The sequence below is a fragment of the Streptomyces roseifaciens genome (assembly GCF_001445655.1).
Taxonomy (GTDB): Bacteria; Actinomycetota; Actinomycetes; order Streptomycetales; family Streptomycetaceae; genus Streptomyces; species Streptomyces aureoversilis.
In genome coordinates this window covers 277,760-299,925 of sequence record NZ_LNBE01000002.1, presented here as the reverse complement: position 1 = coordinate 299,925, position 22,166 = coordinate 277,760, and the positions used below count along the sequence as shown (strand labels likewise).

General features: G+C 74.7%; 16 protein-coding genes and 1 pseudogene. 5 read left to right on the top strand and 12 right to left on the bottom strand.

The window, feature by feature from the left end:
• The first annotated feature begins 264 nt into the window (after positions 1–264).
• A complete protein-coding gene (locus AS857_RS03150) occupies positions 265–1,347 on the top strand; it encodes a carboxylate-amine ligase (protein ID WP_058041550.1) in 1,083 nt (360 codons plus the stop codon).
• A gap of 41 nt (positions 1,348–1,388) precedes the next feature.
• Here the strand turns inward: AS857_RS03150 and AS857_RS03145 are convergent, their stop codons facing one another.
• Positions 1,389–2,669, bottom strand: coding sequence for a sodium/calcium exchanger protein (locus AS857_RS03145; RefSeq protein ID WP_079110109.1), 1,281 nt, complete (start codon positions 2,667–2,669; stop codon positions 1,389–1,391).
• A 310-nt stretch (positions 2,670–2,979) separates the two neighbouring features.
• Here AS857_RS03145 and AS857_RS37115 point away from each other — a divergent pair.
• Positions 2,980–3,603, top strand: a pseudogene (locus AS857_RS37115) (MmyB family transcriptional regulator); the annotation flags it as partial.
• A gap of 227 nt (positions 3,604–3,830) precedes the next feature.
• Here AS857_RS37115 and AS857_RS03135 read toward each other — a convergent pair.
• On the bottom strand, positions 3,831–5,399 hold the full coding sequence (locus AS857_RS03135; RefSeq protein WP_245699562.1) for an MFS transporter: 1,569 nt from the start codon (positions 5,397–5,399) through the stop codon (positions 3,831–3,833).
• Positions 5,400–5,551: 152 nt separating this feature from the next.
• Between AS857_RS03135 and AS857_RS03130 the strand changes: the two genes are divergently transcribed.
• Positions 5,552–7,096 (top strand): FAD/NAD(P)-binding protein, encoded by a 1,545-nt coding sequence (locus AS857_RS03130; RefSeq protein ID WP_160330173.1) that lies wholly within the window; start codon positions 5,552–5,554, stop codon positions 7,094–7,096.
• Here AS857_RS03130 and AS857_RS03125 read toward each other — a convergent pair.
• Both AS857_RS03125 and AS857_RS03120 read right to left on the bottom strand, forming a co-directional pair.
• Positions 7,086–9,332 carry an FUSC family protein gene (locus AS857_RS03125; protein ID WP_144440703.1) on the bottom strand — a complete coding sequence of 749 codons (2,247 nt, stop codon included), beginning with the start codon at positions 9,330–9,332 and terminating at the stop codon, positions 7,086–7,088. The genes AS857_RS03130 and AS857_RS03125 overlap by 11 nt on opposite strands.
• A gap of 146 nt (positions 9,333–9,478) precedes the next feature.
• Positions 9,479–10,234 carry a polysaccharide deacetylase family protein gene (locus AS857_RS03120; RefSeq protein WP_058041546.1) on the bottom strand — a complete coding sequence of 252 codons (756 nt, stop codon included), beginning with the start codon at positions 10,232–10,234 and terminating at the stop codon, positions 9,479–9,481.
• Between the two features lie 278 nt (positions 10,235–10,512).
• Here AS857_RS03120 and AS857_RS03115 point away from each other — a divergent pair, with 278 nt between their 5' ends.
• Together AS857_RS03115 and AS857_RS03110 are read left to right on the top strand one after the other, a co-directional pair.
• Positions 10,513–11,553, top strand: coding sequence for a YncE family protein (locus AS857_RS03115; protein WP_058041545.1), 1,041 nt, complete (start codon positions 10,513–10,515; stop codon positions 11,551–11,553).
• Positions 11,554–11,595: 42 nt separating this feature from the next.
• Positions 11,596–12,015: a YchJ family protein gene (locus AS857_RS03110; RefSeq protein WP_058041544.1), complete on the top strand. Its 420-nt coding sequence runs from the start codon at positions 11,596–11,598 to the stop codon at positions 12,013–12,015.
• A 21-nt stretch (positions 12,016–12,036) separates the two neighbouring features.
• Here AS857_RS03110 and AS857_RS03105 read toward each other — a convergent pair whose 3' ends face one another.
• The 8 genes from AS857_RS03105 to AS857_RS03070 all read right to left on the bottom strand — a co-directional run bounded on the left by AS857_RS03105 (position 12,037) and on the right by AS857_RS03070 (position 21,644).
• Positions 12,037–12,903, bottom strand: a complete 867-nt coding sequence (locus AS857_RS03105) for an endo alpha-1,4 polygalactosaminidase (RefSeq protein ID WP_058041543.1) — start codon at positions 12,901–12,903, stop codon at positions 12,037–12,039.
• Complete coding sequence (locus AS857_RS03100) at positions 12,900–13,643, bottom strand: spherulation-specific family 4 protein (protein WP_058041542.1); 744 nt, start codon at positions 13,641–13,643, stop codon at positions 12,900–12,902. The genes AS857_RS03105 and AS857_RS03100 overlap by 4 nt, the downstream gene beginning before the upstream one ends.
• Positions 13,640–14,539, bottom strand: a complete 900-nt coding sequence (locus AS857_RS03095; RefSeq protein WP_058041541.1) for an NAD-dependent epimerase/dehydratase family protein — start codon at positions 14,537–14,539, stop codon at positions 13,640–13,642. Before AS857_RS03095 ends, AS857_RS03100 begins: the two co-directional genes overlap by 4 nt.
• A gap of 9 nt (positions 14,540–14,548) precedes the next feature.
• The gene (locus tag AS857_RS03090; protein ID WP_058041540.1) at positions 14,549–15,262 is read right to left on the bottom strand and encodes a nucleotidyltransferase family protein; all 714 of its coding nucleotides are present in this window, start codon (positions 15,260–15,262) and stop codon (positions 14,549–14,551) included.
• A 48-nt stretch (positions 15,263–15,310) separates the two neighbouring features.
• Positions 15,311–16,318 carry a GDP-mannose 4,6-dehydratase gene (locus tag AS857_RS03085; protein WP_058041539.1) on the bottom strand — a complete coding sequence of 336 codons (1,008 nt, stop codon included), beginning with the start codon at positions 16,316–16,318 and terminating at the stop codon, positions 15,311–15,313.
• A 74-nt stretch (positions 16,319–16,392) separates the two neighbouring features.
• Positions 16,393–17,850: a hypothetical protein gene (locus tag AS857_RS03080; RefSeq protein WP_058041538.1), complete on the bottom strand. Its 1,458-nt coding sequence runs from the start codon at positions 17,848–17,850 to the stop codon at positions 16,393–16,395.
• On the bottom strand, positions 17,847–19,400 hold the full coding sequence (pelF, locus tag AS857_RS03075; RefSeq protein WP_079110019.1) for a GT4 family glycosyltransferase PelF: 1,554 nt from the start codon (positions 19,398–19,400) through the stop codon (positions 17,847–17,849). The genes AS857_RS03080 and pelF overlap by 4 nt, the downstream gene beginning before the upstream one ends.
• 66 nt (positions 19,401–19,466) lie before the next feature.
• Positions 19,467–21,644, bottom strand: coding sequence for a hypothetical protein (locus tag AS857_RS03070; protein ID WP_058041537.1), 2,178 nt, complete (start codon positions 21,642–21,644; stop codon positions 19,467–19,469).
• Positions 21,645–22,166 lie beyond the last annotated feature (522 nt).

Here is a 22,166-nt window from a genome sequence, read left to right as displayed (position 1 = left end):
GAATTCGGAGCCGAAAGGTGCTTCTGTGAACTTCTTCACTTCACGGCGATCCCTGGAACCGGGGTGTTACCCGGCATCACGAGCAACCGGTATTCCCCTTTGTCAAAAGAGAGTTGAAGAACTGATTCGAGTCATCCCGGCGGTGCGCGAAAGGCGAGGTCGCGGGGGCCGCGGCAGGGCGGCAGTAGGGCGTCTTTGCGTCAGAAAGCCGTGGCGGCGGGCTCCGTGCGGTTCGCTTCGGGAGCGCGAGGGTAGCCCTACGGCATGCTCACCCTAGGGATCGAGGAGGAGTATCTTCTGCTCGACCCGGCCACCGCACTGCCGGTACCCCTGGCCGACGAGGTCCGGGCGGCGGTCGACCTGGAACCGGTCGTGAACGAGCGGGAGATTCAGGCGGAGCTGTTGCAGGCCCAGGTGGAAGTCGCCACTCCGGTCTGCTCCGATCTCGCCGAGGCCAGCCGGCACCTGCTGCGGCTGCGCCATGCGGTGAGCTCCGCCGCCAAGCGGTCCGGCTGCCGGATCGCCGCCTGCGGTACGGCGCCGTGCACGGGCCCCGAGCCCATCCCGGTCACCGGCAATCCGCGCTACCTGGCGATGCGGATCCGTGCCGCCCAGCTCGTGGACGAGCAGTTCGTCCACGGGATGCACGTCCATGTCGCCATCCCCGACCGCGAGATGGGCGTCGCGGTCCTCAACCGGGTGCGGCCCTGGCTGCCGGTCCTGGTCGCCATGGCGGGCAACTCCCCGCTGTGGAACGGCCTCGACACCGGCTTCTCCAGCTGGCGGACCGTGGTCTACAGCCGCTGGCCGGTCAGCGGACCGCCCCCCTACTTCGACGGCCTCGCGGACTACGAGGCCCGCATCCAGGCGCTGTTGACGGCCGGGGCGATCGAGGACCGGGGCCAGCTCTACTGGCAGGCGCGGCTGTCGGACCGCTATCCCACGATCGAGGTGCGCTGCCTGGACGTCCAGCTGCGCGCCGACGACGCCGTCATGTTCGCGGGCATCGTCCGCGGGCTGGTCGCCACCGCCATCCGCGACGAGAAGGCCGGGCGGCCCCCGACGCCCTGCCTGCCGGAGCTGCTGGCCGCGGCGAACTGGCACGCCGCCCGGCACGGGCTCGACGGGGTCCTCGTGGACCCAGCGGGCCGGCGCCACGGCGCGGACGAGGTCGTCCGCAGCCTCCTCGCCCACATAGGGCGGTCGCTGGAGGAGTCGGGCGACACCCGGCAGGTGAGCTCGCTGGTCGGCCGCCTGCTGCGGCGGGGCACCGGGGCGGACCGGCAGCGCCGGGCGCTGGCCACGGACGGGCTGAAGGCGGTGACGGAGCTGATCTCCGAGCCCTAGCCGCACGCCGGCGCCGGGATTCCGGGGCTCGGTCCGGGAGGTCAGAAGTGCGGGTCCCCCGCGATCCGCCCGCCCAGGGCCCGGCAGGTGTCCGGGAGGTAGCGCACCCGCGTCGTCAGCAGGAGGGCCGCCAGGCCCAGATAGACGTAGGTCAGCACCTCCCGGGCGTATTCGCCCGGCAGCGCGAACTGCACCGCGAAGAGGACGAAGAGGGCCGCGGCCTGCCACCGGGCGAAGCGCAGGTCCAGCAGGACGACGACGGCCAGGACGGTCTGCGCGGCCGTCAGGGCGACCTCGTCGACCTGACGGGTCACCAGCGGCAGGCTCGGCCCGCCCCCGCCGAGCGCGTGGGCGAGGGGCAGGCAGCCCACCAGCAGCGTCCACTGGTTGACCTTGCTGGACAGCAGCGCGCCGAGCCCGTCGCCCGCCCGCATGCGCCAGGCGAAGACCACGGCGACGATCAGCTCCGGGGCCTCGGACGCGAGCGGGGCGAGCCACTGGACCAGGACGAAGCGGTCGATGCCCAGCGTGGCGCCCGCCTCCACCAGCCCGTGCGCGAACGGCTCGGCACAGGCGAAGACCACGGCCGCGGCGCCCGCGAAGAGCACGGCCGTCACGGCGCGCCGCCCGGCCCGCGGCAGCAGGGCCAGCCGCGCCGGGACGCCGACGAGCTCCTCCATCTCGCCCGAGGCGCACTTCGCGATCCGGTAGAGGTAGTAGCCGTACCAGGGGACGAGCACCACCGGCACGTACCAGGCGATCTCGCGGGTGAGCGGCATCACGAACGCGAAGACGGCGGCCACCGCGAGGAAGGCGACGTCGATGCGGCGGTGCGGCTCCAGCACGATCGCGCCCGGGGCCGCGCCGCGACGGCGCAGCGCCAGGGCGGCGGCGAGCGCGACGAGCGGCCAGCCGACGCCCACCAGCAGCCGGTTCGCGCCGGTCATGTTGGCCGCCGCGTAGGCGGCGTAGGAGGGGTCGGATCCGGCCGCGTAGGCGAAGTAGAGGTCGACGGCGTACTCGGGCAGCACGGCGATGAAGGCCAGCAGGGCCAGGGCGAGCGCCCCGGCCATGTCCACGCGGGCCGTCTCCGCGGCCCACATCAGCAGGAGCGCGGAGCAGAGCACCCCCAGGCCGAAGACGGCCACGGCCCAGCCGGGCGACAGCTCGGCGCCGCTCAGCCGCGCCACGGCGGCGGGGGCGGCCCCGGCACAGGCCGCGGCGATCCGCGCGGCGCTCGCGGCGACGGAGGGCGGAGCCGGGGCCGGCGCCCCGGCCGGTGCCGGGGCCGGCGCCGAGACCCGTGCCGCAGGCTCGTCCATGGCCGCTCCTTCCGCATCGCCCGTTTCCTGCCGATCTACCAGCAGGAACACGCGGTCCGGCGCGGACAGCGCGGAGGTGACGGACGGTGACGCCCGTTCGGCCCAGAACCCCGGGAACGGCGGACAGATGCCCAGGAATACGCACAGGCCGGCTGCACCCCCGTCGCAGCCGACCCGCGGCCCGATCATGCATCGGAGGTGCGATCATTTCTGCGGCCGACTTTTCATGGGAAAAATCAGCCCGGGAAAACATCTTCCGCAGGAGTCGCCGGTCTGGTAAAAGGCCGGCTTTGACAGAGGACAGAACAGCGTGGACAAGGCAGCGTTGCAGGCCCTGCTCCGTGAACGCCGGGCACTCGTCGCGCCGGAGGACCACGGCCTCCTCCGTCCTTCCCGGCAGGGCCGGCGCGCCCCCGGGCTCAGCCAGAGCCAGGTCGACCAGCTGCTGCACCGCACCCACGGCACCTACAACCGGCTCGAGACGGGCGCCCACCCCAACCCGCCCGAGGACCTGCTGCGCGACGTCGCCCGGCTGCTCGCCTTCACCGAGCACGAGTGGACGTCCCTGTGGCTGTACGCGGTGCACCGCAACCCGCCCTACCCCCTGCACCCGCGCTCGGGAACGGAGGTCCCCCGCGCCTGGCAGGAAGTCGTCGACGGCATGTCCCACATGGCGTACATCAACGACCAGTCCTGGCGGGTCCTCGCCCACAACGAGGCCTTCGCCGAGATGTTCCCGCGCGGCGAGGTCCCGGAGAACACCATGCGCTGGATGGCCCTCGACCCCGAGGCCCGCACGGTCCTGACCGACTGGCGCGACCGCTGGGTCCCGGTGATCCTCCCCCAGCTCCGCGCAGCCGTGGCCGCCCTCCCCCACGACGAGACCCTCGCCGCGCTGGAGGCCGACGTCCTCGCCGACCCGGCCGTCGGCCCGCTCTACGAGGCGGGCGGCCGGGCCCACATCCACCCCGACGGCGACGAGCGCCCCCTGCACCACGCGCTGAAGGGCCCGGGCTGGGTCTCCCTGTGCGGCGCCCAGCCCCTGGCCTCGCCCCGCTCACGCCTGATGGTCCTGATCTTCCGCCCGGGCGAGCACAGCGGGCCCACGCCGCGGCCGATGCTGTACGCCGGGCAGCGGGACGTGCCGCCGCGCCCCGATGCTCAGTGCGCCGAGTCCGCCCGGAAGTCCTTCGGGACGAGCACCGCCGCCAGGACGACCGCCGTCGCCACGATGCCCACCGACACCAGGGACGTGGTTCTCAGCGCGTCGTTGAAGGCCGTCCGTGCCACGGCGAGGAGCGAGCGGCCCGCGCCGGTGGTGTAGCCGAGGTCGCGGGCCACGTGGTCGGCGCCGCCCACCGACTCCCGGGCGGTCTCCCGTGCCGCTCCCCGTACCCGTCCGGGCAGGTTCGTCATGCCCGAGCGGAAGAGGGTGGTGTGGATGCTGCCGAGCAGGGCGACGCCGAAGCCGATGCCCAGTTCGTAGGCGCTCTCGGAGACGGCGCCCGCCTGCCCGGCCCGCTCGGGGCGGACGGCGGAGACCATGACGGCCGCGGAGGCGGTGATCGCCATGCCGTCGCCGATGCCGAAGGTGACCAGGGCGGCGGCCACCGCGCCGTACTCCAGGGGCTGGGGCGCCGCCGCGAGGAGGACGAAGCCGCAGAGCAGGGCCGCCAGACCCGCCGTCAGGACGGTGCGCACGCCGGTACGGCGCAGCAGCCACGGCGTCAGGAGCGAGGAGGCGAGCAGGGCGATCGCCGCCGGCAGGGTGCGCAGGCCGGCGGCCAGGGCGTCGTGGCCGCGGACGTACTGCAGCCACAGCGAGATCAGGTAGAGGGCCGCGCCGATGGCCATCATGGCGGTGAGGGTGGCGAGGGCCGCGGCCAGGAACGGGCGGCTCGCGAAGAGGCGGACGTCCAGCAGCGGGTCCGCGGACTGCAGCTGGCGGCGGGCGAACCAGGTCAGCGCGGCGATTCCGGCCAGCAGGGCGGCGAGGTCCACCGGGCGGAAGCCGCCCGCCAGGTGCTTGATGCCCCAGGCGGTGAGGATCACCCCGGCGATGGAGAGCGCGGCCGCGACGAGGTCGAGGTCGTGGTGGGAGGGGCTGCGGTACTCGGGCAGCAGCAGGACGGCCGCCACGACGGTGACGAGGACGACGGGGACGTTGACCCAGAACGCCGCCGACCAGGAGAAGGAGTTCACCAGCAGGCCGCCCACCAGGGGCCCGATCGCGGCGCCCGCCCCGGCGACGGCCGCCCAGATCCCGATCGCGAGGGTGCGCTCGTGGGCGTCGGTGAAGATGGTGCGGATCAGGGACAGCGTCGACGGCATCACCATGGCCCCGCCGATCGCGAGGAGGATCCGGCCGGCGATCAGCTGCAGCACGCTGTCGGTGGTGCCGGCCGTGGCGGCGAGCACGGAGGCGGCGCCGAAGACCGTGAACCCGGTGGTGAACAGCAGTTTCCGGCCCAGCCGGTCCCCCACCGCGCCCGCCGTGATCAGCAGGCCGCCCAGGACCAGGCCGTAGATGTCGATGATCCAGAGCTGTTCGAGGGCGTCGGGCTGCATCTCCTTGATGAGGGAGGGCAGCGCCACGTTGAGGATGGTGGCGTCCATCGCCACGAGCAGGAGGCTGGAGCACAGGACGGCGAGCATCGCCCAGCGCGCGGGGTCGGCCGGCGCCTGCCCGGGAGGCCCTTCGGAGGAGCGTTCGGCGAAGACTCGGTCCACAGGCGGAACGTAACCGGCGACCGGGCGGGTCGCATCCCGGGGCCGCGGGCTGCGGCTTTGCGTCTGCACGGGCCGCGCGGGTTCCGCGGGAGGGCCGGATGGGCAGGGTGCTCTACGGACCCGGGGGGATGACCGAGGGGAGGACGGTGCTCGTGGGACGCATCGCTCGTATCACCGGCCGGGACGTCGTCATCGTCGGCGGCGGGGTCGCCGGGACCAGCGTGCTGCTGCAGCTGGTCCGCGCGCTCGCCGCCCGCCGCCCGCCCCTGCCGGTCCGTTCCGTGCGCGTCGTGGACCCCCACCCGGCCGGCTGGGGCCTGGCCTTCGGGGACGACGACCCGCTGCTGCTGTGCAACACCGCGGCCGAGCTGAACTCGCTCCTGGCGGACCGGCCCGGCGACTTCGTCGCTCACCTTCGCGAGCACGGCTGGACGGGCACCGCGAAGGACTGCGTCCCCCGCGCCCGGATGGCCGAGTACTGCGCCGACCGCTCCGCCGGGGCCCGGGAGCAGGCCGCGCGGATCGGCGTAACCGTCGAGCACGTACGGGCGAGCGCGCAGAGCATCGGCGCCGGCGGCCCGGACGGCCACCGGGTGCGGCTCTCCACCGGCGAGGAGCTGCGCGCCGACGACGTCGTCGTCTGCACCGGCGTCCACCGCCCCCGCGTCCCCGACGGCTTCGCCGCCTTCCTCGGCCACCCGCGCTACCTCGACAGCCCCTACCCGGCCTCCCGGATCCGGGAGGGCCTGCGCCCGGGCTCGCGGGTCCTCGTCCTCGGCAGCCACCAGTCGGCGGCGGACGCGGCGCTGCTGCTGTGCCGCGACGGCCACCGCACCACCCTGACCTCGCCGTCGGGCCGGCTGCCCGCCGTCCGCGAGTCCCTGGCCGCGCCGCTGCGCCCGTACCCGCCGCTGGAGCGCATCTCCCGCCTCGACCCCGCGGACCCTTACCTGGAGGACCGGCTGGTGCGGTGCGTGGTGGAGGCGATCCGGCTGCGCGACCGCCGTCCCCTGCGCCGGCAGGTCTCCCGCGCCTGCGATCCGGTGCAGCGGCTGCGCGAGGAGACCGCCCTCGTAGAGGAGGGCGCGTGCGCGTGGCCGGACGTCATGGTGCCCCTGATCGAGCAGCTCATCGCGCTGGCTCCCGCCCTGCCCCCGGGCCGCCTCCGGGAACTGGCGGCGGAGTTCGCCTGGATGACCGGCCGGTACGCGACCGCCCTCTCCCACGTCAACGCCCGGCGCCTGCTCGCGCACTTCGACTCCGGGGCGCTGCGCATGGTCCGCCCCTACCCGCGGTCCGTCTCCTTCGAGGACGGCGCGTGGCGGGTGGAGCGCCCGGGCGCGGCGCCGGAGCGCTTCGATCACGTCGTCAACGCGACCGGCTTCGGCCCGCCCCTCCTGTACTGGGACCGGGAGAGGACCGCCCTCTCCGTGGACGGCGCGCCCGACGGGGGCACGGCCGTCAGCCGTCTGGAGGCGGACCTGCGGGTACGGAGCGGGCCGGACGCGCCGCCGGAGCACGTGTGGGTGGTGGGGGTCGGTACGCACGTCCGCATCCCGTTCGCGAACCACCTGCGCAACGTGGTCCGCCAGGCCCGGCAGGTCGCGGACCGGCTGGCGCAGGCCGGGCCCGGGCCGGCGGGCCGGGGCGAGGGGGCGGCACCCGGCACGGGGGCGCAGGCGCAGATCAGGGCGTGAGTCCGCCGGGTCCCGCGCCCCGCACCCGCGCCCTCGACGGGCCCGCCCGGCGTGTGGCCGGCACCTCCGTCCGGGGCGGCGCCGAGCGGGTGCGGACCGCGTCGTGGGCCACTCCGGTGAGCCAGGCCTCGGCGTCGACGACGAGCAGGACGTGGGCGTCGCCGATGCCGTGCCGGTCGGCCGCCCGCCGCAGGGGGCCGGAGTCCTCCGCCGGGTAGCGGGAGACGGTCGTACGGGGCTCGCGCGGCCCGGAGCCGCGCAGCGTGTCCGCGGCGCGCAGCACCTCCTGCGCCACCTGTCCGGCGAGTCCGGTCAGGGCGGCGGCGGGTCCCGGCGGGAGGGGCTCGCGCAGCCCTTCCTGATGCGTCATCAGCAAGAGCTCGGCGCCGTGCACGATGGTGCGCCCGGTGGCCAGGGCGGCCTCCCAGTGCGGCTCGGGCCGGTTGCGGCGCATGCGCTCCGTCAAGTACTGGGCGAAGGAGGCCTCGGCGAGGTGCATGGCGCGCCGCGCGGCCTGCAGCGGGTCGCCCTGGGAGCGGTCGCGCTGGAGCCGGTCGTCGCCCAGCAGGGCGGTGACGGCGCGGCAGGCGACGGCGCCCTCGGCGAGGAAGTCGGCCATGTCGCGGGCGAGTTCGCCGCGGCCGCCGCGCGGCCAGGCGAGGAGGCCGGCCAGGGCTCCGACGGCGCCGCCGACGGCGACGTCGAGGAGCCGCACCTCGGACAGCCGCCAGTCGGCTCCGGAGATCTGGGTGAAGACGAGGACGAACGCGAGGGTGAAGGCGGCCTGCGTCCAGGCGGGCCCGAGCGGGGGCCCCAGGGTGAAGCCGACGAGGATGACGACGGGCAGGGCGAGGGCATAGAAGAGGGGCCGGTCCCCGACGGCGTAGAGCATGAGGGCGGCGACGGCGGCGCCCGCGACCGTGCCGGCGAAGGCCGGGGCCAGGGCCGCCCGGGTGTCGGCCGCCGAGGTGCGCATGAGGCTGAGGGTCGCGAGCAGCACCCAGAAGCCGTGGGACAGGTCGAACGCGCCGACGAGCAGCCGTGCGCAGGCCAGCGCCGTGGCCAGGCGCAGGGCGTTCTGCAGGTGGACCGAGCGGGGGGTCAGGTGCAGCCGCAGGCGCCGCCACCACAGCAGGTGCGCGGGCGTGTCCGCGTACGCGAGGACGTCCGCGCCGGGGTGCGGCGGCGGTACGGCGGGCGGCTGCGCTTGGCCGAGCGCGAGGCGGGCGGCCTCGGTGGCCAGCCGGGTGCCTTCGGCGGCCCCCCGGGCGACGGCGTCCTGGCGCAGCCGGGCGGTGGAGGCCTCCTGCAGTTCGGCGACGCGGACGGCGTCGAAGGCGGCGAGGGCCGCGGGCAGCGGGTCGGGCCGGGTGTCCAGGGTGCCGGTGCGCAGCTCGCCGGCGACGGACCGCAGGGAGAGTTCGGTGTGCCGGAGCAGGGACACGGCAGCGGGGCCGGCAGCGGGGTGGCCGGGGCAGTCGGCGAGGCGGTCGAGCTGGTCGCGCACGTGGCGGACGGCCGCGCGGGTGTGGTTGAGGGCCCGGTCCTGCACGGAGGGCGAGGCGGGGCGCTCGGTGACGGGCACGCGGGAGAGGCGGGCTGCGGCCATCGCGCGGTCGGCCGCCTCCCGTTCGGCCGGCGCGCCGCCGCCGGCCTCGAGGTGGTAGGCGGTGGCGCTGGCGTAGTCGGCCACGGCCGCCACCGCCTCGGCGAGGACGGCGCGGTAGGGGACGGGGGCGGGCTCGGGCCACAGGAACCGCTCGGCCAGGACGGCCAGCAGGATGCCGACGGTCAGGCCGGTGAGCCGGGAGTCCAGGGTGCCGGGCTCGTAGGGCGGGAAGCAGGGCAGCACGTAGAAGAGCTGGAAGGCCATGGCGAGGCCGGTCAGGCGCGGGCCGCCGACGCCGCAGTAGGAGATGAGGAAGCCGACGGCGAACATGCCGCCGGCGGCCGCCCAGGGATTGACGGCGAGGAGCGTTCCGGCGGTGACGAGGACCCAGCCGGCGGGCAGGGCGGCGAGCAGGATCCGGGTCCGCTGCCGCGGCGGGCCGGGGACGCGGCAGAACATGACGAGGGGCAGCGCCCCGAACATGGCGTACAGGGCCATGACGGAGTCGCCGGTGACGTACCGGAAGAAGTAGAAGCCGGGGCAGGCGGCCGCCACCACCCACAGGGCGCGGCGGGCCGCCTGCGGCACGCCCTCGTGGCGCAGGAGCGGGCGGGCGGACACGCTCATGCCCGCGTCCACCGGGGCGCCTTCCGCCCGGAGGAGTGCGGCGGAGCGGCCCGGGGGCCGGGTGCGGCATTCCAGCCGATTGTGCGGATCATAGTGTTCCTCACATTAGGTGAGGAATTGTCGGCTTCAAGGCGACACCCCGGCCGTCAGCACCGCAGCGGGTCCCTGATCACCGGACCGGTGGGGCCGGTGTTGCGACACAGGGCGTAACCCTGTGCCCGCAGGTCGTCGACGATGCCCGGCAGGGCGTCGGGGAAGTTGGTGAAGAGGTGCCCGAGCACCACTCCCCCGTGCTTGTCCTCCGCGGGGGCGTTGCGGACCCTCGCCCGCAGCGTGGCGACGTCGGGGAAGCGGCCGCCGGAATCCTCCCAGTCGAAGGTGTCGACGGTCCAGGTGCACACGCGGAAGCCCAGGCTCGCGGCGATCCGTGTCTCCCGGGGGCCGTAGTCCCCGAACGGCGGACGGAACAGCGTGCTCCTGACGCCGTCGCGGATCTCCTTGCGCGCATCCGCCTCCGGAAGCCTCGGCAAGTGAGGGTGGGAGTAGGTGTGGTTGCCCACCCAGTGCCCCTGGCGGCGGAGGGCCTCGGCGACCCGGGGCTGCTGCGAGGCGTACTGGTTGATGAGGAAGAACGCCGCGCGGATCCCCTTCCCCTTGAGGTAGGCGCCCGTCTCGACGGCCCGTTCGACGTGGTCGTAGGGCCAGTCGTCGAGGGTGAGCAGCACCCGGCCGGAGGTGTTCCCGCATCTCCGGTGGTCGTAGCCCGCCGCGGGCGCGGCGGAGGCGGGCAGCCCGCACAGCACCAGGGTCAGCGCGGCCAGGGCCGCGACCAGGGGCGGGCGGACGCGGGGCGGGCGGAGCGGGTGGGGCAGGCGGAGCACGCGGCGCAACGAACCGGACATGCGGGAACTCCTCCCGTGGGCACCGTTCGGGGTTCAGATGATCCCGGCGGCGGGGTCGCGCCGCCAGCAGGGCGACGCCCAGGGGGGGAACGCCCGGCGGGACGCAGGCCGGCGCGTACAGGGCGCGTACGGGCCCCAACCCAGGGGACGCGGACGTGACGCGCGCCACGCCGGTTGCGGCCCGCGACCCCCGTCAGCTGGGCGAATGCGCCCGCTGCAAGGCATCCTTGCCCGCCCGGCATTGGAACGCCCCCGGACGGGCGGCCGAGGATGCGGACATGAACACGAACGCGGATTCCCGCCCCGACGTGCTGGCCGTCGTGAGCCAGTCCGGACCCACCGTCACCTTCTTCGACGCCGGCACCTACGAGCAGCTCGACGTGGTCGAAGTGCCCGCGCAGCCGCACGAGTTGTGCTTCGACCCGGACCGGCGCCTGCTGTACTGCGCGAGCACGTACGTCGACGGCTACTACCAGGCCCACCGGGGGCGCGCCCGGCAGATCACCGTCATCGACGCCGACGCCCGGAAGGTCGTCGACACCGTCGACCTCGCCCCGGACCACGCGCCGCACGGCCTCGCCCTGGACCGGGAGCGCTCCCGCCTGTACGTCAGCGTCGAGGCCACCGCGACCGAGCCGGGCGGCGTCGTGATCCTCGACGCGGACACCCGCCGCCGCATCGGCCGGATCCCGGTCATGGCCGACGGCCCGCACTGGTTCGCGATCTCCCCGGACGGCCGCCGCGGCTGGTCCACCAACAAGGAGGCGTCGTTCGTCTCCGTCGTGGACCTGGAGCGGGACGAGTTCGCCGGGCGCGTCGCCGTCCCCGGCAGCGAGGGGCTGGACGTCTCCCCCGACGGCAGGTACGTCTACGTCGCCGCGCCCAAGGCCGACTTCGCATCCGCCCCGGCCGCACCGCCCGGCATCCGGGTGATCGACGCCGCCACCGGCGAGGTGGTGCGCGTGCTGCCGACCGGGGGCGTGGTCTTCCCCGTGCACACCACGGCCACGGGCGCGGTCCTCGCGGGCGAGCTGCGGGTGGACTGGGGCGAGGGCGGGACGCTCGGCGCCCAGCGGGACGGGGTGCTGACCGTCTTCGCGCCGGACGGGGGCGAGGTCGTGGGCCGGGTGCCGGTCGGCAAGTTCCCGCTGACCATCACCTCCTCGCCGGACGGCGCGGTGGGCTACGTGGCCAACGTCGTGTCCGGCACGGTGACCGTGGTGGACCTGGAGCGGATGGACGTGATCACCACGCTGGAGGTCGGCCGGAAGGGCGAGGCGGGCGCGCACGGGATGGCGTACGTCCCCGCCGCCGGCTGAGCCGGTGCCGGGGCCGGGCCGGGGAGCGGGCACAATCGTGGGGTGTCCAGAAGAACCAGACCCCACGCGCCCCGGCCGGCCGTCACCGCCGCCTCCCCCTGCCCCTGCGGCCTCGACGCGGCCTACGGCGACTGCTGCGGCAGCCTGCACGCGGGCGAGCGGGCGGCCGCGACGGCCGAACGGCTGATGCGCTCGCGCTACAGCGCGTTCGCCGTCCGCGACGCCGCCTACCTGCTGCGTACCTGGCACTCCTCGGCCCGGCCGGACGGGCTGGACTTCGACCCCGTCATGGAGTGGACCCGGCTGGAGATCCTGGGGACGACGGACGGCACGGCCTTCCACCAGGAGGGCACCGTGGAGTTCCGCGCCCACTACACGGCAGGCGGCCGCGCGGACTTCCAGCACGAGAACAGCCGCTTCGTCCGTGAGGGCGGGCAGTGGGTGTACGTCGGCGAGGTGTGACCGGCGCGGCGGCGGCGCCGGTCACCCGCACGGCTCGCGCCAGGCGTCCAGTTCGAGCCTCTTGCGCATCGAGCTGAGGCCTAGCCGCTGCGCCGTGGGGCAGAAGTCCTTCCGCTCCAGGGCGTACTCGACGTGGAAGACGGCCTTGCCGCTCTTCACGAACGGCGTCAGCTTCTCGCACTCCTCGAACTCGGCGCACTGCTCGTTCACGGCGAAGTCGAAGTCGCCCACGAGGGCGGGGATCTGGTCCAGGTCGTTCTTCAGGCCGACGGCCATGCCGCGTTCGTGGGCGAGCCCGGCCAGCATCCGGTTGAAGGCGAGCTGGTCGGCCGCGGACAGCGGGAAGCCCGTGCGGTTGCGGTAGCCCTCCGTCAGGTCCGGCTCGACGGCGTCGAAGCCCTTCTGCCGGCACATGTCGAAGCGGGCCGCCATGATCGGCCGCAGGACGTCGAGACGGCGGATGTCCAGCCACTTCTCGCCCTTCCAGCCCTTGTTCCGCTCGCCGAGCAGCCGCTGCGGGAACGCCTTGTGGTCCGGGCGGAAGTCCTCCCAGGCGCCGGCGTTGACGTAGCAGATCACCTTGGCGCCGCGGTCGTGCAGCTCCTCGACCGTACGGGCCGTGTTCTCGAAGCCGTCGATGTCGTAGACGGGGACGCCGGCGGAGGTGTCGGCCTTGCCGTCGAGCTGCCACTGCCAGCGGGTGCCGGGGCGGGGCTGCCAGTGCTTCCCGGCGGCGCGGGGGGATCCGCCGGACGCCGTGGGCGCGGGCCCGTCGTCGCCGTCGCCGTCCGGCCCGTCGCCGTCGTCCGTGGCCGAACAGCCCGCCGCTCCGGCGAGCAGGACGAGCGCGAGCAGGGCCGCGGAGGAGCGGCGGCGCGTGAGCCTCACCGTGCCCTCCGCCGGAGCGCGGCCCCGTCCGCGGGGAGCGGCCCCTCGTCCCCCGCCGGCGGCTCGCCGTTCACCCACGGCGCCGCGAGCCACGGGTTGGCGCCCTCGCCCGGCACCGCGCAGTGCACCCCGGCGCCGCGGTCCCCGGCGGTGCGCGCCACCTGGGCGGCGTGCCCGGTCGGCACGCCGTGGACGAGGTGGCAGAAGCGGGCCGGCGGGTGGTCGGCGGTCCATGGAGGCACGGCGGCCCTCCGGTAGGTCTCCCAGGTGCCCTCGAAGGTGACGAGGAGGTCGGCGACGCGAGCGTAGCCGGGGTCGGGGTGGGTGCCGGGATTGAGGACGGCCGTCCGCGCGCCCAGCGCCCTGGCGAGCATGACGAGCCGGCGGTAGTGGGGCAGGTGCGCGGCCTGCGCGGCCGTCTGGTCGAGGAAGACGCCGTCGACTCCGTACCAGCGGCGGTGGCGGCGGATGTCGCCGACGACCGCGCGCGGCGGCCGGTGGCCGTAGTCGGTGTCGACGTAGCCGAGCAGCCGTACGCCGGCGCCGCGCAGGCGTTCCGCCACGGCCCCGAAGGCGGGGTCGGGGCGGGTTCCGGGCCCGTCCGCGACGTTGAGGACGACGCCGTGGAGCCGGGGCGCGGCCGCTTCGAGGGCGGCCCACGCCGCGGGGTCGGCGTCCGGGTGGACGTAGAGCGGGACGAGCAGCCGCTGCCCGTCCGGCCGGTGGCCGGGCGGGCTCACCGCGGGTGCTCCCCGGCCCGGTCGCGGGTCTCGGCCCACAGGTCGGTCAGGGAGGTGGCGAGGGGGCGCCGCGGCGTCCAGCCCAGGGCCTTCGCCGCCAGGGCGGTGTCGGCCTGCTGCCAGGGCACGGCGGCGGAGCGGGGCGAGCCGTCGCCGTCCTCGTCGAGCCGGCCGCGGAAGCCCGCCGAGGCGATGAGCCCGTCGGCGACGGCCCGGACGGGGCGGGCGGTGCCGCTGCCGATGTTGAGGACGGGCGGCAGGGGGCCGGGCGCGGTGACGGCGAGCGCGACGGCGTCGGCGACGTCGCGCGCGTCGACGAAGTCGCGGTGGGCGGAGAGGTCGCCGACCCTGATGCGGCCGTCCCGCCCGGCGTCGCGGAGGAGCCCGGCGAGGCGGCCGGGCAGGGAGGCGGCGGGCGCGCCGGGGCCCACGGGGTTGAACACCCGCAGGACGGCGGCGTCCAGGCCGGAGCCGGTGACGGCGAGGGTGCCGGCCAGCTTGGCGGCCCCGTAGAGGCCGAGCGGGCGCGCGGCGTCGGTCTCGGCGAGGGGCCGGTCGGCGGGCCCGTACTCGGCGGCGGAGCCCAGGTGGACGAGGCGGGCCCGGGGCGCCGCCGCGCGCAGGGCCTCGCACAGGACGGCGGGACCGAGGGCGTTGACGCCGGCGAGGCCCACCGGGCTGCCGCCGACCGCGCCCGCGCAGTTGACGACGGCGTCGGGCGCGGCGCGCCGCAGGGCGGCGGCGAGGGCGTCCACCTGCGCCGAGGCGAGGTCGACGGGGACGTCGGCGGCGGCCGAGCGGCCGGCGGCGAGCACCTGCGCGCCCGGGAGGGCGCGCAGGCGCTCGGCGGCGTGCCGGCCGAGGAAGCCGGTGCCGCCCAGGACGATGATGCGCATGCCTGCCGTTCACGCTCCCTTGATCAGCATGTCGCGGTGCAGGGAGAACTCCCGGTTGGCGCGGTCGTAGTCGTCCGGCCGGCCGATGTCGAGCCAGTAGCCGTCGAACTCGTAGGCGCGCGGCGGGGTCTTCGCCTCCAGCATGTCCAGCACCAGCTCGTCGAACCCCAGCGGCAGTCCCGGGGTGTAGCGGGCGAGGGCGGCGCGCGAGACGCCGTAGACGCCCATGGAGACCCGGTAGTCCATCCTGGGTTTCTCCGCGAAGCCGACGACTCTGCCGGAGTCGGTGGTCAGCACCCCGAAGTCGATGCTCACCTGGCGGGCGTAGGTCGCGATGGTCAGCGGCGCCGCGGAGGCCACGTGCGTACGGTACACATCACCGAAGTCGAGGTCGGTGAGGATGTCGCCGTTCATGGCGAGGAAGTTCTCGGGCAGCCGGTCGAGCATGGTCAGGAGGGGCCCCATGGTGCCGAGGGGGCTCTCCTCGGTGGCGTAGTCGACGCGTATGCCCCACTGGGAGCCGTCGCCGACATAGGCGCGGATGATGTGCCCGAGGTGGCCGATGGCCAGCGTGCAGCTGGTGAACCCCGCGTTGACGAGCTGGCGCATCACGATCTCCAGGATCGCGTGCTCCTCGCCGATGGGCACCAGGGGCTTGGGCAGGGCGGTGGTGTACGGGCGGAGCCGGACGCCTTTGCCTCCGGCAAGAATGACGACATGCATGGGTGCTGTTCCTCTCTGCGTGGGTGACGTCGGGGCGGTGCCGTCGCGTCAGACGTTGTAGATGCCGGCCTTGTACCGGCCGAGGTTCAGCGGGTCGCGGAAGAACGCGACGGTCTGGGCGAGCCCCTGCTCGAGGGTGTGGGCGGGTGCCCATCCGGTGGCGGCGCGCAGCCGGCCGGCGTCGCACACCAGGCGCATGACTTCCGAGGCGGCGGGCCGGATGCGCTCCTGGTCGGCGCGGACCTCCAGCTCGGTGTCCATGATCTTGCCGATGAGGGAGACGAGGCCGCCGACCGAGATCTCCTCGCCCGTACCGGAGTTGAAGGTGCGTCCGACGACGTCGCCGGCGGGGGCGGTGCCGACGGCGAGGAAGGCGGCGACGGTGTCCTTGACGTAGCTGAAGTCACGGGTGGGGCGCAGGTCGCCGAGGGTGATGGTGCGCTCCCCCGCGGCGACCTGGCCGATGACGGTGGGGATGACGGCCCGCATGGACTGGCGCGGGCCGAAGGTGTTGAAGGGGCGCAGCGTGACGACGGGGACGTCGAAGCTGGCGTGGTAGCTGTCCGCGAGGCGGTCGCCGCCGGCCTTCGAGGCGGCGTACGGCGACTGGGTGTTGATGGGGTGGTCCTCGCTGATGGGCACGGTCTGCGCGGTGCCGTAGGTCTCGCTGGTGGAGGTGTGGACCAGGCGCGGGATGCCGAGGTGGCGCACGGCCTCCAGCACGTTGAGGGTGCCGGTGACGTTGGTCTCCACGTAGCTGTGCGGGGCGCGGTAGGAGTAGGGGATCGCGATGAGGGCGGCCAGGTGGTAGACGGCCTCGGTGCCGGACACCAGGCCGTGGACCGAGCCGGGGTCGCGCACGTCGCCGAGGACGACCTCGACGTTGTCCATCACCTCGCCGGGCAGGGTCTCCAGCCACCCGTAGGAGGAGAAGGAGTTGTACTGCACCATCGCGCGGACGCGGTGTCCGGCGGCGACGAGCGCTTCCACCAGGTGCGAGCCGATGAATCCCTCCGCGCCGGTGACGGCTACGGGTGCGGGTGCGGATGCGGGCATGACGGTCTCCCTTTTGCGTGAGCGGTTGCGGCTGGATCCGGCCGCGGTGGAGCGGGGACGGAGCGAACGGTGCGTCAGCGGTGCGTGGTGATCCGGCTGAGCAGGGCGGTGGCGGCGGCGAGCAGGCAGGCTGCCGCCGCCGTACAGACGAGGAGCTGGGCCGTGACGGGTGCGGAGATCCGCAGGGCGGCGGCGGCCGATTCGGCGCCGGCCGCGGCCAGGCACACCAGGGCCGGGAGCCAGGCGACGCCGAAGGCCTGCAGGAGCAGCCCGGTCCACAGGACGGCGCCCAGGGCGAGCAGGGAGGCGGTCCGTCCGGCGGTGACCGGCGGGCCGTCCGGCCACAGCGCGCCCGTGGCCAGGCCGAGCAGGGCGAGGGCCGCGAGGTAGGCGGCGACGCACAGGCCCAGCACGCGGGCCGCGCCGAGCTTGAGGCCGGCCGTGGTGGTGGAGCGGGCGAGTGCCGCGAGTGCCGTGCCGCGGCAGCGGTAGAGCAGCCATTCCGCGGCTCCCATGCTGAGGGTGAGCGCGATGACGGCGGCCCCGGCGGTGGTCGCGCCCGGGGTGCGGCGCAGGACGTCGCCGAGTGCGGCGAGGGTCGTCAGCACGCCGCAGCCCAGGCCGAACAGGCCGTACGGGACGGAGGCGAGCGGCGACAGGGCGGGCTGTGCGGGTGGTTTCCCTTCGCGGCGGGCCCGTACGACCTCGTGGGCCGCCGTGCCGAGCACTCCCCCGGCGGTGGCCAGGAGCAGGGCGATGCGGAGGGCGTCGGGCGGCTGGACGGCCAGGAGTGCCGCTCCCCCGGCCGCGGTGGGCGCGAGCGTGAGGAGCAGCAGGCGCTCCCGGCCGAGCACCAGCAGGACCGTCGCCGCGGCGAGGTAGAGCGCCTGGCCGGCCGCGAAGGCGGCCACTCCCGGCAGGCCGGGCGGGATCACCGCCGCGGCCGCGGCCAGGAGGGCGCCGAGCGGGGCGCCCCACTGCAGGCAGCGGGCCGCGGCGCTGCGCCCGCCCGTCGCCAGGCGCAGGTAGGCGCGGTGGGCGAGGGCCTGGTTCCACGCCCACGCCACGAGTGCGGAGGCGACGAGGCCCGCCGTGCCCAGGGGGAGGCCGTAGCCGTCCCTGGCGCCGGCCATCAGGGGCGCGGCGAGGGAGTAGCCGAAGCCGGGGAGGGTGAACACCAGGGCCCGCAGCACGAAGCGGCCCGGGGTCACCTTCCAGGGGTCCGGACGGGGTCCGGGTTCGGGGTGGCTGCGGGGCACGCGCGCGTACAGCTCCGCTGCGAGTTCGAAGGCGTCGGCGCATCCGTAGCGTTCGGTGATCTGTTCGCCGGTGAGGCCGTCGGCCTCCAGGACGGCCGCGATCTCGTCGGGGTGGACGGCCGCGGCGCACACCTCGGCCAGTTGCTGGGCGAGTTCGTCGACGGGGTCGGCGGCCCAGCTCGGCCGCGGCCGGGGCCGCACCGTTGCGGGTGCGGCCGCCAGCTCGTGGGCGGGCTCGGGCTCGTCGGGTACGAGGCGGAGTAAGCCGCTCATCCCGCACCGCCCGCGGCCATGGCCATGACGGGTCTCTCGGCGTCCGCGAGGGCCCGGGCCGGGGCCTCCTGCCTGCGCCGGGGCCGTTCGAGGGCGGACTCGGGCCGGCGGGTGCCGGCGAGGTCGTGGTAGATGTCGCGGAAGGCGTCGATGGTCTGCCGGAGGGTGAACTGTTCGATGACCCGGAGCCGGGCCCGCTCCCCCATGTCCGCGCGCTGCGCGGGGTCGCGCAGGAGCTTGAGGGCGGCGCGGGCCATGGCCTCGGGGTCGCGGGGCGGTACGACGAACCCGGTGTCGCCGACGGCCTCGCGGACGCCGCCGACGTCCGTGGAGACGGTGGCCCGCCCGCACGACATGGCTTCGATGAGGGTGAAGGGGAATCCTTCGCTGATGCTGGAGAGCATCACGACGTTGCCGGCGGCGTAGGCGTCGCGGATGTCGTCGACGCGCCCTTCGAAGACGACGGCTTCGCCGGCGCCGAGTTCCGCGGCGAGCTTCTCGCAGGCGGTGCGGTAGCCCTCGCCGCCGCGCGGGGTGCCGCCGAAGAGCCGCAGGCGGGCCTCGGGGATCTCCTCTCGGACGAGCGCGAAGGCGCGGATGAGCGTCTCCAGGCCCTTGATGGGGTCGACGCGCCCGGCCCAGCTGAGCGTCGGGGCGTCCGGCTCGGGCCCGGCGGGCGGGAAGGCCGTGGGGTCGACGCCGTTGTAGACGGTGCGTATGCGGTCGGGCGGGGTGCCGCCGTGTTCCTCCCAGCGCCGGTTGTAGCGGTTGCCGGGGGTGACCAGGGAGGCGCACCGGTAGCTCTCCACGGCGAGCAGCCGGAACAGGCCCAGCATCAGGGCCTTGACCGGCCAGCGGTAGGACTCGGCGCGGAAGCTCAGGTAGCGCTCGCGCAGGTAGATGCCGTGCTCGGTGAGGAGGAAGGGCGTGCCGTGCCGGTGGTGGGCGACCAGGCCGGGCAGCGTCGCGAGCCCTCCGCTGACGGCGTGGGTGACGCCTCGGGCGGGCGGGGTGGCCGCGAGCGGGCGCAGCGCGTGCTCCAGCAGGTCGGTGGCCAGCAGGGCGTCGTGCAGGGTGGGGCGGGCGGCCGCGGTGTGCAGGTGCGGCCGGTTCCAGACGCGGACGAGGGTGCGGGCGGCGGCCTCGCCGCGCAGGGCGGCCGACAGGGTGCCGGAGGCGGCGTGGTCGGCGAGGCGGTAGAAGGTCCGGGCGAAGTGCGGCTCCTGGTCCGGGTCCAGGAGGGACAGCAGGAACTGTTCGTAGGCGGTGAGGAAGGCCCGCAGGTCCCGGCCGCGCGGGGCGCGGCCGGGGGGCGGAGGTCCCCACAGGGCGTGGCTCTCCACCTTCCGGACGTGGCCGGGCAGTTCCCAGGCGAGCGGTTCGCGGCCGGTGCCGGTGACCGCGATGACCCGGAAGTCGACGTCGGGCATGCCCTGGACGAGCTGGTCGCACCACACGCTCACTCCGCCATGGCTGTGCGGGTACGTTCCCTCGGTGAGCAGGGTCACCGTGGGAGTGTCGGATGCCGTTTCGGCAGGCGGTCCGTGCATAGAACTCGGTTCTCTCCAGTGTCGGCTGTACATGGGTGGTGCGGCACGGAGTGATGGCGGTCCGGGTCAGCGCCGGGCGGCGGCATCCCCGGGGCCGTAGGGCACGCGGGCGGTGACGCCCTCGGGGACCGGGAGTGCCTTCGCGGCCGGGTGCTGTGCGCCGGCGGTGGCGGAGGTCAGTGCGCGGGCTGCCGGGGTGGCGCCGGCGGGCAGGGTGAGGTCCAGCCGGTCCTGGCCTGCGGCGGGGGCGGCCCAGCCGGAGCGCAGGCCTGCATAGGCGTCGCCGAAGGCGGCCTGGGTGTCGTTGCGGACGGTGCCGCCGGGCAGGGTGGCGGAGAGCTGTGTGCCGGCGGGTGCGGAGACGGTGACGGTGCTGCCGATGCGGTAGGCGGTGACCTTGCCGGCGGAGAGGGCGGCGGCCCATGCGGCCCGCTTGCTCATCTCCGTGCCGATGTCCCGCATGCGGAGGTTGACCAGCGGGGTGTTGTCGGCGTAGAGGCCGGAGTAGTCGGAGAGGACCTTCTCCAGGACGGTGTAGCCGATCCGCTCCTCGGCGAGGTTGGACTGGTGCATGAAGTGCGGGCGCGGGTCGTTGGCGAGGACGTGGCCCATGGCGATGCGGGCCTCGAGGGGCACGATGTAGGACGAGAAGCCGGTCTTCACGTCCAGTGGGGCCTTCAGACAGGTGGTCGTGGTGGAGTTCTCGCAGATGCCGCTGCCGCCGTCGGCCTTCTTCGTGTACAGCCAGTTGTACTCGTCGGTCTGCTCGGTGGCCTTGCCGACGTTGTAGTAGACGTTCATCGGGTAGCGCGGCACGGTGAGCGCGGGGCCGACCTGGCGCTGCTGGCGCTCGCGGGAGTTGTCGCTGGCGACCCAGCCGACGCCGTTCTGCGTGAGGGCCGGCGCGAGCTCGGGGTTGTCCTTGTTCTGCTGGGGCAGGGTCTTCAGGCCGGAGTGCTCACCGGTGACCAGTTCGTCCTTGTCGAGGGTGAGGCCTTGGCGGGCGGCCCAGTTGAGGTTGTTGCCGATCTCGCCGTTGATGGCGGTGCGGCTGACCCAGCGCACGTTGCCCAGCAGGTCGGTGGCGCACTTCCACGGCACGACGGTGGTGTTCTGCACGCAGCCGAGGAAGGCGTGGGTGTAGGTGTGATTGATCCAGCGGAAGGACTTCTGGTCGGTGCGGAGCTGGTCGAGCAGCGGGTCGTACGTGCCGCCGTGCTCCGCCTTGAACTCCTCGCTGCCGACGCCGTTGTAGGCCAGGTCCAGCGGGAGGTTGTGGCTCTGCGCCCACTGCTTGGCGTACTGCGCGTCGGCGGCCGTCATGCGTATCGGCGGGCTGTCGGGGGCGGGGTTGCCGGGGCAGTCGACGTCGCCGGGGGTGCACTTGCGCTTGACGTCCCAGCGGTCGTCGGAGGCGAAGACGTCGTCGACGTGCACGCCGAGGTAATTGCGCGAGGCGCCCAGGTGGATGCCCTGGGTCAGCCACTCCACGATGCCGCGCGAGACCAGGCGGAACTGGCTCTGGTACTGGTTGGCGATGAAGGTGACGACCAGCTCGCTGCGGCCGTCGTGGGTGTACTGGCCGATCAGCGAGCCGCGCGCGGTGCCGCCGGGGATCGGTGCGTCGAGGTAGCTGGTGTAGGTCGCGCCCTGTTCCTGCTGGGCGAGGGGCGCGGCGAGATAGCCGTAGCTCTCGTTGACCGAGGGGTCGTTGTCCTCGAAAGGAACGTTTTTCTTGAGGTAGCCGAAGGGTCCTGTGGCGCCGTCGGCCGTCACCTGGGCGGTCCTGCCGTCCAGGGGGCCGCTGTAGCCGGTGTCCTGGGGGCTGTTGAGCCCGACCCGGGGGCCGGCGTACGTGTAGGCGTCGACCTGGCGGATGCCGAAGCGCTTCTCGAAGGAGGCCAGGGCGGCCATCTCCGGCGAGCCCGCCCCGAAGGGGTTCTCGTTCGGCAGCACCACGCCCTGGAATCTGGCCCGCGGTCTGCCGTCCACGGTGTCGCTGAGGAACGCCTCGTCGATGCGCGGCCGCCCGCCGTCCGTCAGGTTCACCGCGGTGTACGGCGTGCCGGCGCCGTCGAGCTCCGCCCGGATCGCCTCCGTGGCGGGCCCGCCGTCGTCCACGACGAGGACCCGCAGGTCGATCCTCGGCGCCGGGTCGGCGGCGTGGGCGCCCCCGGCCGGAACGGCGACGGCGAGCAGGGCGGCCGCAGTCCATGCTGCGGCAAGGCGGGTCGAACGACCCATAGGATTCTCCCCCCAGGACGGCGGCGCGCACGGCGCGGCCCTCCGGTTCCAAAGACACGTGCGAGCGGCGCCGACGGCCCGGCCCGCACATCGAATCGATCCCCTGTTGGTCCCCGGTGGCACGGCCCCACGGCGGTCGCGCCTCCCCACCCGACCGCCTGCCCGATCCCCCCAACGGCACGGACACCGATGCCCGTGACCGGACCGCACGGCCGGAGCCGGACCGCACGGCACAGCGCGGGCGGCGGGCACAAGCGTGCCCGTGCCACGGCATCGAGAGGCACTTGAGTCCCTCAACAGTCTCTCGACCGCCCAGGCATATAGTGCGCCATGCCCGGAGGTCTCGCTGGCCCACTGGCCATGAGCGGGACGGAACTCGCGCTTCCCTGGCCGGAATTGAGCGCCGCGCGATCACGCTCCACGGCGCGGGCGACACCGCCGCGCCGGGCGACGGGCCCACCGGTGACCTGTGGCGACACCGCCGTCCGGCACGGGCGCCCGGACGCGTGCCCCCGGGCGCCC